The sequence below is a fragment of the Paenarthrobacter nitroguajacolicus genome (assembly GCF_031455195.1).
Classification (GTDB): Bacteria; Actinomycetota; Actinomycetes; order Actinomycetales; family Micrococcaceae; genus Arthrobacter; species Arthrobacter nitroguajacolicus_D.
In genome coordinates this window covers 50,401-63,742 of record NZ_JAVDSH010000012.1, presented here as the reverse complement: position 1 = coordinate 63,742, position 13,342 = coordinate 50,401, and the positions used below count along the sequence as shown (strand labels likewise).

General features: G+C 63.3%; 11 protein-coding genes. 7 read left to right on the top strand and 4 right to left on the bottom strand.

Annotation, left to right across the window (positions count from 1 at the left end):
- The first annotated feature begins 172 nt into the window (after positions 1-172).
- From J2Y68_RS20235 to J2Y68_RS20220, 4 genes are all read left to right on the top strand, one after another.
- Positions 173-1,111 (top strand): proteasome assembly chaperone family protein, encoded by a 939-nt coding sequence (locus J2Y68_RS20235; protein WP_309996296.1) that lies wholly within the window; start codon positions 173-175, stop codon positions 1,109-1,111.
- Positions 1,112-1,146: 35 nt separating this feature from the next.
- Positions 1,147-2,514, top strand: a complete 1,368-nt coding sequence (locus J2Y68_RS20230) for an MFS transporter (protein ID WP_309996293.1) — start codon at positions 1,147-1,149, stop codon at positions 2,512-2,514.
- A 78-nt stretch (positions 2,515-2,592) separates the two neighbouring features.
- Positions 2,593-3,888: a DUF4192 domain-containing protein gene (locus J2Y68_RS20225; protein WP_309996290.1), complete on the top strand. Its 1,296-nt coding sequence runs from the start codon at positions 2,593-2,595 to the stop codon at positions 3,886-3,888.
- Positions 3,889-4,132: 244 nt separating this feature from the next.
- The gene (locus J2Y68_RS20220) at positions 4,133-5,446 is read left to right on the top strand and encodes an RNA polymerase sigma factor (RefSeq protein WP_309996287.1); all 1,314 of its coding nucleotides are present in this window, start codon (positions 4,133-4,135) and stop codon (positions 5,444-5,446) included.
- A 205-nt stretch (positions 5,447-5,651) separates the two neighbouring features.
- Here the strand turns inward: J2Y68_RS20220 and J2Y68_RS20215 are convergent, their stop codons facing one another.
- On the bottom strand, positions 5,652-5,873 hold the full coding sequence (locus J2Y68_RS20215) for a DUF7455 domain-containing protein (RefSeq protein ID WP_018778705.1): 222 nt from the start codon (positions 5,871-5,873) through the stop codon (positions 5,652-5,654).
- 255 nt (positions 5,874-6,128) lie between these two features.
- On the opposite strand from J2Y68_RS20215, the gene J2Y68_RS20210 reads away from it, so the two are divergent.
- The gene (locus J2Y68_RS20210) at positions 6,129-8,237 is read left to right on the top strand and encodes a DNA gyrase/topoisomerase IV subunit B (RefSeq protein ID WP_309996284.1); all 2,109 of its coding nucleotides are present in this window, start codon (positions 6,129-6,131) and stop codon (positions 8,235-8,237) included.
- On the opposite strand, the gene J2Y68_RS20205 is transcribed toward J2Y68_RS20210, so the two are convergent.
- The gene (locus tag J2Y68_RS20205) at positions 8,234-9,490 is read right to left on the bottom strand and encodes an MFS transporter (protein WP_309996281.1); all 1,257 of its coding nucleotides are present in this window, start codon (positions 9,488-9,490) and stop codon (positions 8,234-8,236) included. The genes J2Y68_RS20210 and J2Y68_RS20205 overlap by 4 nt on opposite strands.
- Positions 9,491-9,523: 33 nt before the next feature.
- Here J2Y68_RS20205 and J2Y68_RS20200 point away from each other — a divergent pair, with 33 nt between their 5' ends.
- Positions 9,524-10,060 (top strand): Chromate resistance protein ChrB, encoded by a 537-nt coding sequence (locus J2Y68_RS20200; RefSeq protein WP_309996278.1) that lies wholly within the window; start codon positions 9,524-9,526, stop codon positions 10,058-10,060.
- 26 nt (positions 10,061-10,086) lie between these two features.
- Here the strand turns inward: J2Y68_RS20200 and J2Y68_RS20195 are convergent, their stop codons facing one another.
- Complete coding sequence (locus J2Y68_RS20195) at positions 10,087-11,073, bottom strand: M56 family metallopeptidase (protein ID WP_309996275.1); 987 nt, start codon at positions 11,071-11,073, stop codon at positions 10,087-10,089.
- A gap of 5 nt (positions 11,074-11,078) precedes the next feature.
- Complete coding sequence (locus J2Y68_RS20190) at positions 11,079-11,465, bottom strand: BlaI/MecI/CopY family transcriptional regulator (RefSeq protein ID WP_211714067.1); 387 nt, start codon at positions 11,463-11,465, stop codon at positions 11,079-11,081.
- Positions 11,466-11,746: 281 nt separating this feature from the next.
- Here J2Y68_RS20190 and J2Y68_RS20185 point away from each other — a divergent pair, with 281 nt between their 5' ends.
- On the top strand, positions 11,747-13,336 hold the full coding sequence (locus J2Y68_RS20185; protein WP_309996271.1) for a cytochrome ubiquinol oxidase subunit I: 1,590 nt from the start codon (positions 11,747-11,749) through the stop codon (positions 13,334-13,336).
- Positions 13,337-13,342: the final 6 nt, after the last annotated feature.

Below are 13,342 nucleotides of genomic sequence, written 5' to 3'. Positions count from 1 at the left end.
GAGCTGCGGCACAACCGGGGCAGGAATGTCCCGTGATAGTGGTGCGTTGTACCACTAGAGAAGAGTGCCGCACAGCCGGGCAGGGAGTTCCTCGTCCCCGTCCTCCGGCAACAGCTGGCCACCCTGAAATTTGTCTTCGTCCTGAAGATTGTCTTCGTGAAAGGAACATGCCGTGTTTGAACGGATATCCGGCTCCCTCCTGGACCCCGAGTCGCTCTATGCGAGCAACATCGAGACGTTCCATAGCCCCGAACTGCGGGGCCTGGACATGGTCATGGGCTTCACGGGCTTCGCCGATGCCGGTCACGTGGTCCGGCAGATCAACGCAGAGCTATTGGACGGAGACGACGTCCAGGTCGTTGCCATGTTCGACGCCGACCAGCTCATCGACTACCGTTCGCGGCGGCCGCACATCAGCTTCGTCGAAGACCACCTCGAGGACTACCAGGCCCCGAAGCTGGGCTTGTACAAGCTGAACGACGGCCTCGGCCAGCCCTTCCTCCTGTTGGCCGGTTTTGAACCGGACCTCCAGTGGGAGCGATTCTCCCGGGCCGTCGTCGGAATCGTTGAGAAGCTGGACGTGAACCTGGTGACGTGGATTCATTCCATCCCCATGCCGGTACCGCACACCCGGCCGGTTGGCGTCACGGTGCACGGAAACCGGCCAGAACTGATCGATGGCATCTCCAGCTGGAAGCCCACCGTCGACGTGCCCGCCGCAATTGGCCACATCCTTGAGCTTCGACTCACTGAAGCGGAGCGAAACGTGGCAGGCTACGTCATCCACGTCCCGCATTACCTTGCCGAAGCCGAGTACCCGCCAGCCGCCGTGGCAGGGTTGGAGTACCTGGGTGCCGCAACATCCTTGATGCTGCCCACCGACCGGCTTCGTGAAGCGGGACGCGAAGTGGGGCGCCAGATCGCCGAACAGATCCAGGCCTCCGAAGAGGTGCAGGCCGTGGTCGCCAACTTGGAGACCCGGTACGACGAGAAATCCGAAGGCCTGGTTCGCCGCTCGCTGCTGGCCGACGAGAATGACGAACTGCCCAACGCCGAGGACATCGGCGCCGCAGTTGAGGCATACCTGGCCCGTAAAGACTTGCCGCAATAAATCAGCTTTGAAGTCCCGGGAGGCATAATTGGGGGGTGAATGCTCCCCGCGCCTGGCTCATCTGGACGATCGGCGTCTTCGCCTACTTGGTGGCCGTGGCGCAGCGCACGTCCTTTGGCGTGGCAGGCCTGGAGGCGACCGAGCGTTTTGATGCCAGCGCCGCTGCGATCTCCTTCTTCACGGTGCTGCAGTTGCTGGTTTATGCCGGCCTGCAAATTCCCGTGGGTGTCCTGGTGGACAGGTTCGGTTCCCGGGCCATGGTGGCCGGTGGTGCTGTTCTCATGGGCTTGGGGCAGTTGCAGCTGGCTTTCGCTGAGAGTGTTCCCGGTGGTGTCCTGGGCCGCGTGCTGGTAGGGGCAGGCGACGCCATGACCTTCATCTCGGTGATCCGTTTGGTCCCCTTGTGGTTCGCCCCGGCCAAGGTGCCGCTGGTTACCCAGCTCACGGGGATGTGCGGCCAGCTTGGACAACTCTTCAGCGTTGTCCCGTTTGCGCTGCTCCTGCATTCCGCCGGCTGGACTCCGGCCTTCCTGACGCTGGCAGCAATGTCGGTATTGGCAGTCGTGCTTGTCCTAGCCTTGTTGCGGGATGCGCCTCCCGGACACCCTCCGCGGGACGAAGGGCAGGGGCTCAGGGCCACTGGAATTTCGCTCTCGCGCGCCTGGAAGCAGCCGGGCACCCGCCTCGGGCTGTGGAGCCATTTCACGGTGCAATTCAGTGGAAACCTCTTTGCGATGACCTGGGGCTACCCGTTCCTGCTTTCTGCCCAAGGACTGGACACAGGGACGGTTTCGGCATTGATGGCGCTCTTCGTGGGCACAGCCATTGTGGCCGGCCCCGGCTTTGGGCGCTTCGTGGCGAAACATCCCATGCGACGGTCTGCGCTGGTCCTGCTGATCACCCTCGCCACAGCCCTGGCGTGGGCGGCGGTCCTGGCTCTTCCTGAACGGGCGCCCCTATGGCTCCTGGTGATCCTTGTGGTTGTACTGGCCATAGGTGGCCCAGGATCGATGATTGGATTCGACTTCGCCCGTACCTTCAACCCCTCCCATCGGATCGGCACTGCTACAGGCATCGTCAATGTCGGGGGCTTCATAGCGGCGCTCGTCGCGATCTACCTCATCGGCCTGGTCCTGGATCTCCTCAATGCCAGTGGCTTCTCGGGTGGCGAGCTGTACGGCCTGGCCTCCTTCCGCATAGCCCTCAGCGTCCAGTTTGTGCTCCTTGGACTTGGAACGGTCCTCATCCTGATGACACGGCGCAAGGTCCGGCGACAGATGGCAGCCCAGGGAATCCACGTGCCTCCGTTGGTTGCTACGCTCGCCAAGCAGCGCCGGGACCGGATAGAGCGACGGCGCAGCCAGCGCGCCGGAGCGGCGGGCGACGGGCCGGACCGGGCCTGACCGGCCCGCGTCGACGGCTTTTCCACATACGGCGAATGGTCTCTGGTGACGCCGGCTTGGCTTGCGCAGGCTGGAGCCATGACAACGAACAAGACCCTGAGCATTCGCCGGCCTGAAGACATTCTCGGTTACATTCCGCACATGTTGGGCTACTGCCCTGAAGACAGCCTCGTCGCCATCACCATGCAAGGGAAGATCCTCGGGGCCACATTGCGCGTCGATTTGCCCATCCGGCATTCGCCGCAGGTATTAGCCGGTTTTGCCGAGCGGGTGCGCAGCTACCTGATCTCTGACGAGGAAGCAGATGGCGTTGTCGTGGCCCTCTACTCCGATGCCGGGTGGGCGGACGGTGCCGTGGTCCGCACGATGGTTCCGTTGCTCGAGGAACTGCGGCAATGCCTTGACGAAGTGGACCTAACCGTTCGCGATGCGTGGTTGGTGGGAAAGCAGTACTGGCGCAGCGCGTACTGCACTGACCTTGGCTGTTGCCCGGTGCCGGGCCACTCCGTCGATCGCATTAGGGACAGCAGTCTGAGCGCAGAACTGGTGTACCAGGGGAGTACTGTCGGTCCGCCGCCGGGAGCCGGGCCAGGAACATCTTCATTGGCCAGGTACGGCAGCCTTGATGTGGAAATCCTTGAAGCGGAGGCACGCTACGGTGATCGGCTGCTCAGCCTGTGGCGCAACGAGCAGTGCTTGGATGCCGTCCTGGCCGTTTGGCAGCACGTCATCAGCACCCAAGGGGGAGGCGATCCGTTACAGCCGGCCCAGGATGCCGGGCTCATCGGATTCCTGCGGATGACGCTCAAGGTCCCGGCCTGGCGGGACGCTGTCATTGTCATGGCAGCCGCCGGAATCGAGTCCGCAAAGTCCGGAGCCGCGGCATACGGGCTCTTCGATGGCGATGGCGGGTTGGATGGCGATGGCGGGTTCTATGGTGATGGAGGGGAGGGCCCGGTTTTCGATCCTTGCGAAGTCGGCGTGCCGGCCGTTGCGGCCACCCCCGCTGCAGTGCCGTCGACCGGCTCCTGGAGCGCGGTGGACGTCTATACCTATGGCGATGTCCTCCTGGGAATGCGGCCTGAGGTGCCCCTCTGGCCCCAACTCCATGCGTTGCAACAGGTCCTGGCCACTCTGTGCGTCGACGGAGAGTCAGGTGCTGTGGCCGCGGCGGCCCTGACCATCCAAGGGTGGATCTCTTGGTGCAAGGGAAGTGGCTCAATAGCCCACGCCAGCCTGGAGCTCGCGGAGGCAGCCTGTCCCGGTTATCGATTGGCGGAACTGCTCAGTGAGGTTCTTGCACACGGCGCCATTTGCGAGTGGGCACGACGGCCCGGCTCCGCCTGGCGGGGGCAGCATGGCCTTTCCGCGTAGTGCTCGACGATTTATCAGGCGTAGGTTTTCCAAAACCGTGAGACAATGGATGCCGAGACCCGGTTGGGTCCGCGTTCGAATGCCTGAAGTGTCCCGTATATCGGGAACATAACAGCGTCGTCGGGAGTTCTACATAAGGACTCTGCAGGCGGCGATCACATTTGAAATTGATCGCGGACTTGACAGGGTCATAGTGGTGTTGCCCGTATGGTGATTCCACAGACCGCCGCTAGAAAGGTTTTCTGTGACCCCGTCTTCCGTCGAGAAGGAACCCGCCGCCCTGGCCGAACTGTCCGCTGAGGAAAAGAAGGCGGCCACATCGGCAAAGCGCGCTGCTACACGTGCTGCCAACAAAGCCTCAGAGGGTGGCTCTGACAAGCCTGCACCCAAGAAGCGCGGACCCAAGCCCGGCGCGAAGGCCGCCGCTGAAGCCGCGAACCAGTCCTCAGGCTCAGACGCCGAGGACGCCAACGCCGAAGACGAAGACTTCGATCCCGCTGCGGCGGAAGAGGTCGAAGTCGGAGACGACGACACTGAGGATGGCGCCACCACCCCTAAGGAAAAGGCCGCTCCATCCGGTTCCGGGTTCGTCTACTCGGATGCCGATGACGACGACGCTCCCGTCCAGCAGGTGATGTCGGCCGGCGCCACCGCCGACCCCGTCAAGGACTACCTGAAGCAGATCGGTAAGGTCGCACTGCTGAATGCCGAGCAGGAAGTCGATCTCGCCCTCCGCATTGAAGCCGGACTCTTCGCCGAAGAAAAGATCAACGCTGACGACGGTTCCATGGACCCGAAACTCAAGCGTGAACTCGAGTTCGTGATCCACGATGGCAAGCGCGCCAAGAACCACCTTCTTGAAGCCAACCTGCGACTCGTCGTTTCGCTGGCAAAGCGCTACACCGGCCGTGGCATGCTCTTCCTCGACCTGATCCAGGAAGGCAACCTGGGTCTCATCCGTGCCGTCGAGAAGTTCGACTACACCAAGGGCTTCAAGTTCTCCACGTACGCCACCTGGTGGATCCGCCAGGCCATCACCCGCGCGATGGCCGACCAGGCCCGCACCATCCGTATTCCGGTGCACATGGTGGAGGTCATCAACAAGCTGGCCCGTGTCCAGCGGCAGATGTTGCAGGACCTCGGCCGCGAACCAACGCCGGAAGAACTAGCCCTGGAGCTGGACATGACGCCCGAGAAGGTCGTCGAAGTCCAGAAGTACGGCCGTGAGCCCATCTCGCTGCACACCCCGCTGGGCGAGGATGGCGACTCGGAGTTCGGCGACCTGATCGAGGACTCGGAAGCTGTTGTTCCGGCGGACGCTGTCAGCTTCACCCTCCTGCAGGAGCAACTGCATTCCGTCCTGGACACCCTGTCCGAGCGCGAAGCCGGTGTGGTAGCCATGCGTTTCGGCCTGACCGACGGCCAGCCGAAGACTTTAGACGAAATCGGCAAGGTCTACGGAGTGACGCGCGAGCGTATCCGCCAGATCGAATCGAAGACCATGTCCAAGCTGCGGCACCCGTCCCGCTCGCAGGTCCTCCGGGACTACCTGGACTAAAGACTTCAAGCTTCCCTTGGGCGGCCCAGCCGGAATTCCGGCTGGGCCGCTTTCGTGTTCGCGGCATGCGCTCTGGAGGCATGCGCCCTGGAGGCGTGCGCCCGCTGGAGGCGTGCGCCCGGGCGACAACGCAACAGGGCTCCTCCCGATTGGGAGGAGCCCTGTACGCTCAAATGGTTTTCCGGATCCTGCCGGTGTGCCCTGCCTAGTCGACGGGGACGGGTGCCTTCTCGTTGAGGCGCTCGGTCTCATCGTGCCAGTCCGAAGTCATGGGCCGAAGCGTAGCTTCCACTGCACGTGCGTGGTGGCCGCAGAAAAGCAGCTCACCACCGGAGGACTCGAGTACAACGCGGACATACGCCTGGGCTCCGCAACGATCGCACCGGTCAGCTGCGTTCAGCGTGCGGTCTGCAACTGCTGTTGTCATGTCGGCCTCCTTAGTAGTTCTGTACATCCATATAACCAGCATTCGACGCAGATCCATGGCAAGGATGGGTCACTTTCGCTGTCCGCGTATCACATGTGCGTAACGTAACTTTCCGGAAAGCCCGGTACGGGAGTGGCAACCCGAAGCTGTCGGTCGGCGGAGCTAGCCTAGTATGGGCAGTGTTTGCCTTGAAATACCAGCGATTGCACGGCTGGGAAATACCCTGAGATATACCCCTGAAGGAGCACACCGCGAGTGGCACCGAGTTCTGAATACAACGCCCGGCACCTGTCCGTCCTCGAAGGCCTGGAAGCCGTCCGAAAGCGTCCGGGCATGTATATCGGGTCCACCGACTCCCGCGGCCTCATGCACTGCCTGTGGGAGATCATCGACAACGCGGTGGACGAGGCGCTGGCAGGTTTCGGCCACGACATCAAAGTGATCCTGCATGCCGATAACTCGGTGGAAATACACGATGACGGCCGTGGCATCCCCGTGGATGTCGAGCCGAAAACCGGACTCTCCGGCGTCGAAGTTGTCTTTACCAAACTGCATGCGGGTGGCAAGTTCGGCGGCGGTTCCTACACTGCATCCGGTGGCCTGCATGGTGTGGGCGCGTCAGTAGTCAATGCGTTGTCGAGCCGGCTGGACGTCCAGGTGGACCGGGACAGCAAGACCTACCAGATGTCGTTCCGCCGTGGCGAGCCTGGCCGGTTCGTGGACTCAGGCTCCAAGCCCGGACCCGACTCGCCTTTCGAGCCCTTCGTGGAGAACTCGGTGCTGGACGTCGTGGGCAAGGCCAAGCGCGGTGTGACGGGAACCCGGGTCCGCTACTGGGCGGACCGCCAGATTTTCACGCCGGACGCAAAGTTCTCCTACGACGACCTCGCAGCACGCGCACGCCAGACCTCCTTCCTGGTCCCAGGCCTGAAAATCACGGTCCGCGATGAGCGGAAGCTGGCCGGAACGCCGGGCGAGAACGGGGCCCACGAAGAGGTATTCCACCACGACGGCGGCATCTCCGAGTTTGTTGAGTTCCTTGCAGCCGATTCCGGAGTGACTGACGTTTGGCGTCTCCATGGTTCCGGGAAGTTCAAGGAAACCGTGCCTGTCCTTGACGAGAAGGGGCACAGCAAGATTGCCGAAGTCGAGCGCGACTGCGAGGTCGATATTGCCCTGCGTTGGGGTATTGGGTACGAGACCACCATGCGCAGCTTCGTCAATATCATCGCCACGCCGAAAGGCGGAACCCACCAGTCGGGGTTTGAAGCTGCCCTGCTGAAGACCTTCCGCAAAGCTGTGGAGACGAATGCCCGCAAGCTCAAAGCCGGCAACGACAAGATCGAGAAAGACGACATCCTCGCCGGGCTGACCGCCGTGTTGACGGTACGCCTGGCGGAGCCCCAGTTCGAGGGGCAGACCAAGGAGATCCTTGGCACATCGGCGGTCAGGGCCATCGTGGCGAAGGTCGTTGAAAAGGAGATCACCTCCCGGCTGAATTCCGCCAACCGCAATGACAAGGCCCAGTCGGCCCTTCTGCTGGAGAAGATGGTCAGCGAGATGAAGTCGCGCATCTCGGCCCGCGTCCATAAGGAAACCCAGCGCCGCAAGAACGCCCTGGAAACCTCATCGATGCCTACCAAGCTCGCTGACTGCCGGACCGACGACGTTGCCCGGTCAGAACTCTTCATTGTCGAGGGTGACTCCGCGCTGGGTACTGCCAAGCTCGCGCGCTCCTCTGACTTCCAGGCGCTGCTCCCCATTCGAGGCAAAATCCTGAATGTGCAGAAGGCCTCGGTGGGGGACATGCTCTCCAATGCTGAGTGCGCGGCGCTGATCCAGGTGGTGGGTGCCGGCTCGGGCCGCAGTTTCGATCTTGACGCAGCCAGATACGGCAAGGTCATCCTCATGACTGACGCCGACGTCGATGGCGCGCACATCCGTACCCTCCTGCTGACGCTGTTCTTCCGCTACATGCGTCCCATGGTTGAGGCCGGCCGCGTTTTTGCCGCGGTACCGCCTTTGCACCGGGTTGAAGTCATCAACCCGGGCCAGAAGGCCAACGAGATGATCTACACCTACTCCGAGGCCGAACTTCATGTCCTCCTCAACAACCTGGCCAAGGAGGGGAAGCGCTACAAGGAGCCCATCCAGCGTTACAAGGGCCTGGGTGAAATGGACGCGCAGCAACTGGCCGAAACTACCATGGACCCGCGCCACCGGACCCTCCGGAAGGTAGGCATCGACAGTGCCCAGCGGGCAGAAGAAGTGTTCGACCTCCTGATGGGCTCGGACGTGGCGCCGCGCAAGGAGTTCATTATTGCCGGCGCCGCGACTCTGGACAGGGAGCGCATCGACGCTTAGCGGCTGGCTGGCGGAGCCGATGCGCCGCCGTTCTTGGCCGGGCCGCCGTTCTTAGATGCGCCGTCGTTCTTGGCCGGGCTGGCGGACGGGGTTACCGGGGCTGCAAACGCGGCTGCACCCACTGCCAGGGCCAACGCGCCGAGTCCCCATGGCAGGCCTGCGGCGACCGCAACCCCACCCACCAGCAAGGGGCCTCCCGCGTCGCCGAGCTCACGTCCGAGTTCTGCCGACCCCAAGGTCCGGCCCAGGCGTTCGGGAGGCGTCGAGTCGGCGAGATGGGCGAAGGCCAGGGGCGTAGCTATGCCAATTCCGAGCCCGATGAGCATGGCAGCGCAGTACGTCCACCCGGCACCAGGCAGGAGCCCCGCCATGAGCGTGCCGAGGGCGATGGCCACCAAACCAGCCACCATGCCGGGCTTATCGGCAAGCAAGCCGCGGTCGCGCAGGCCGCCGATCCGTGGCTGTATCAGGGACGACGCAACGGCAAGCACCGTCACCACGGCAACACTGCCGGCCGTACCGAGGCCTTCGCGGGCCGCCAGCGCCGGGAGGAATCCGACGGCGGTGCCCAAGGCTCCCGTTGCAGCGGCGAGGACCAGCGTTGGCCCCAGGAAAGAGCGCTCCGTGCTTTGGCGCCACACATCGACGATGGTGTACCGCGGCCGGGGAAGCGGCGCCAAGGACGGAACGGCGTAGGCAGCCCACGCTGCCACCACCAGGCCGAGGGCTGAGAGGATAAGGAACAGCAAAGCGAAGCCGCCGGCCATGATGGCCAAGGCTCCCAGCAGGGGTCCGATTGCGTATCCGAGTCCCTTCCACGAGCCGTACCGTCCGAAGTAGTGGCCGGTCTTTCCGCCGGCCAGCCGGGCAACGCCTGCGGACGACGCGGGGGAGAATGCCGACGCTGCCATCCCTTGGCCCAGGCGGGCTGCGGCAAGCATGGCCGGTTGATCTGCCCAGAGGCCGATCAGCGAGGCGGCGGAGAAGGCGACCAGGCCGCCCACGATGACTGGCTTGGGGCCGATGCGGTCGCTCAGGGCGCCAAAGACGGGTTTGAGGAACACCTCGGCGATGTCGTACAGGGCCAGCAGGATGCCGAGCCCCAGAAGGCTGAGCCCAATGCCCGCACTTTCCGCCCCCAGCCCGGCGGCGACGGCATGGGCGCCGAAGGCAGTGGTAAATCCTGCGGCGTACAGGGGCCAGCGTTGGACTGCGGCGGGGTGCGCGGAGCCGGCCGTTTCTGAGACATTCACGGCTCCAATGTAACAGCTGCTACATTTTGAATTGTGATTGATGAACGTTGGCTGCTGATCCTCGTCCAGGTTCCGTCGCAGCCGTCCCGGCATCGGGTAGCTGTTTGGCGTGAACTCCGCAGGATTGGCGCCGTTCCGTTGTCCCCGGGAACGTGGGTCTTGCCTGTCCATCCGGCCTTCGATGACGGATTGGCCAGGGCCGAGGAGCTTGTCGCCAAGGGCGGGGGCTCCTGGACATTGGTGGACGCCGCACCGCGAAACCAGGGCGCGGACACCTTCCGGAGTGCCTACGAAGCGGCCCGGCTGGAGGAGTGGTCCGAGTTCATGGCGGATTGCGGCAAGTTCGAGCAGGAGATCGCCAAGGAAATATCCCGGGAAAAGTTCACGTTCGCGGAACTCGAAGAGGAAGAGCAGAGCCTGGAGCGCCTGCGGCGCTGGTTCCGTGAGTTGAAGTCCCGCGATGTCCTGCGTCTCCCTCAAGCAGGGAAAGCCGCCGACCATCTTGCGCGGTGCGTGACGGCGCTGGAGCACTATGCCTCAATGGTCTACGAGGTCACACTGCCGCAGTAGCTGCCTCGCGCCGGCAACCCCGGCACTTACCCCAGCAGTCCGGGCACAATCAGCAGTGCTGTCGGTACGGCCAGCAGGAGGATCGAGGCCGCGAGGACCAGGATCCGCAGGCCCCTGGTGAGCGGAGGCTGCGGTGAGAGGAGGCGGCTGACGCGGGACGCCGTCGTACGCGGTGAATCGGCTCCGCCGGTAGCGCTGACTGAACTGCCCTCGACCACGGCGCCTCCGGTGTTGAAGGCGTGGGTTCCGATGGTCGGCTGGGATGATCCGCTGGCGACGATGGCGATGGCCTTGATGAGTGTCCCTTTGCTTTCCGTTCGGAGGGCGACGTCGTCGGCCAGCATCTCGATCAGGGAGTTCACGGCGGTCTGGGCGAGCCGGGTGGTGGGAAACCACGGTAAGGCCTGCCGCCAGGCGGCGAAGGCCCACAGCAGAAGGTCGTGGCGTTGGGAAAGGTGTGCATTCTCGTGAATGAGGACGGCCCTGAGTTCGGCGGGTTCAAGGGCTGCCATGAGGCCATCGGAGAGCACGGTCACTGAGCGGGCGCCGCCGGGCAGGCAGTACGCCACTGGCGAGTCATGGTTGATTACCACGGTTCCCGGTCCGTCGTCGGAGGGTGATGCCAGCAGGGCCAGTAGTTCGCGGTGCCGGCGCCGCTGGCGTTCAATCTTGTAGTAGGTCAGCAGGAGGGTGAAGACCAGGTGCGCGGTCAGGAGGGCAGCTGCCGACAGGGCGAAGAGGTGCCAGAATCCCAGCGCCGTGGTGGGTTCGTTGTGGAAGACCATTCCTGCGAGGCTCCGGAGGCCGGCGAGGAGATTGTCGCCCACGGGTTCCAGGCCGTACACAAGCATGGCGCCGATCATGGAAAGACCACCGGCCAGGGCGATCGCCTGCCACAGCACCATGGCGGTGAAGGGGGAGCGGGCCGGCCACTGTGCGCGCGACAACAGAACGGGCACAGGCCAAGCCAGGATCAATGCCAGGACCGCAAGCAGGTATGAGGTCCAGAACATAGTGGCTAATTGTAGCCGAGCAGTTTGCGCAGTGTTGCGGCTTCGCTTTCGGTGACGGAGCCAATGAATCGGGCCAGGACGGCTTCCCGGTCGGGAGCGGAGCCGAGGACCTCATGCATCAACTCGGCCGTGTGGTCTGCGCGGCTGGAGACGGCCTGGTAACGGTGCGGGCGGGTGCCGCGCTCACGCTCCACGAGGCCCTTCTTTTCCAGGCGGGAGAGCACGGTAAGGACCGTTGTTACGGCCAGATCCTTGCCCTGGTGCCCCGCCGAGCCGTCGCCGGCCTCGGAATCCTGCGCGAGCAGATCGCGCAGCGTGTTGGCAGTTGCAGCCTCCTGGCCTGCCCAGAGCAGATCCATGACTGCCCGTTCCAGTTCCCCAAGACTTGCCATCAATACGTCCCTACCTTCCGCATCCCAACAACAGCACTTCTGCTGCCCGGTGCGACGATCCAACATTCATTCACTAATTTACCGCTTTTCAACTCTCCATTCTACGTCAGGTAGAACTATCGGCGCGCCGCGGGCCGGAAGAGGGCCTTGCGCGTGCGTAACGCCACTTGAAGAATGGGTTTGGTCTGCCACCATTTGTTCTACACTGTGTAGAAGACACGTTTTCTACGGAACGTAGAAATACCGTCACTGCACTTCGGTCCACCGCACAAAGGACAGCCATGGACGCTTTGGAAATCGCACGCTGGCAATTCGGCATCACTACCGTCTACCACTTCATGATGGTGCCCCTCACCATTGGCCTCGGCCTGGTGGTGGCCATCATCCAGACCCTCTGGTACCGCACGGGCAAGCCCGAGTACCTGCGCATGACCAAGTTCTGGGGAAAGCTGTTCCTCATCAACTTCATCATGGGCGTAGCAACCGGAATCGTGCAGGAATTCCAGTTCGGGATGGCCTGGAGTGAGTACAGCCGGTTCGTGGGCGACGTCTTCGGCGCTCCGCTGGCCCTTGAGGCGCTGCTTGCCTTCTTCGTGGAGTCCACGTTCCTCGGACTATGGATTTTCGGCTGGAAGCAGCTCAAGCGCGGCGTGCATCTGGCCTGCCTGTGGATCGCCGTGATCGGCTCGGTCTTTTCCGCCTACTTCATCATCGTGGCCAACTCCTGGATGCAGCACCCCGTTGGTGTTGAGATGGTGGATGGGCGTCCCGTCATGACAGACGCATGGGCAGTCTTCACCAACAACACAGCCTTGGTTGCAGTACCGCACACCCTGTTCGGCGCGCTGGCCGTTGCTGGCGCCTTCCTGCTGGGAATTGCCTGGTACCACCTGTGGCGCAGGCGCCACGACGGCATAGACGTGGTGGGTGCAGACGGCAAGCTGATCCCAGGCGAGGCTGCGATTCCAGGCCGCGACAAGGCCGACTACACCGTGTGGATGACATCGCTGAGGGTCGGCGCCGTGGTTGCCATGATTTCCTTCGCGGGAACTGCCATCACCGGCGACCTCCAGGGCAAGCTGATGTTTGAACAACAGCCCATGAAGATGGCTGCTGCCGAAGCGGCCTGCCACGATGGCACTGGCTTCTCGGTATTGAGCGTGGGCAACCTCGGCGCCTCCAACTGTGACGACATTGTGGCGGTCATCGAAGTCCCGGGCATCCTGTCCTTCCTGGCCAAGGGTGACTTCACCACCGAGGTCAAGGGCGTCAACAGCCTGCTCGGCGAATACAAGGAAAAGTACGGGACCCACCTGCCGGACAACCCGCTCTACGGCGAGCGCGCGGGCCAGGAGATCCAGTATGTTCCCGTGATGGAAGTGACGTACTGGGGCTTCCGCATGATGATCGGCTTCGGTGGTATCGCAGCACTCGCCGCCCTGCTGGCCCTGTGGGTCACCCGCAAGGGCGTGGTGCCCCAATCCAAGTGGCTCATGCGCCTGGCGGTCTTCGGGATCCTTGCTCCCTTCGGGGCCAACGCGGCCGGGTGGATCTTCACCGAGATGGGACGCCAACCCTTCGTGGTTGCCCCGAATCCTGACATGAACGGTATTGACCAGGTCTTCATGTTTACCGCGGCAGCTGTCTCACCCGGGGTCAGCGCGGGTGAACTCATGACCTCGCTGGTGGTCCTTACCGCCATCTACGCCGTGCTTCTGGTGGTTGAAGTGAAACTGCTGGTCAAGTACATCCGCGGCGGAGTGGCGTCGGCGATGCCTGAACTTGCCCACGCCAAGGAGACAGACAAGCACGACAAGAACGACGACGGCCCGGACAAGTCCGGCGACGACGTCCTGGCATTCGCCTACTAGAAGCCA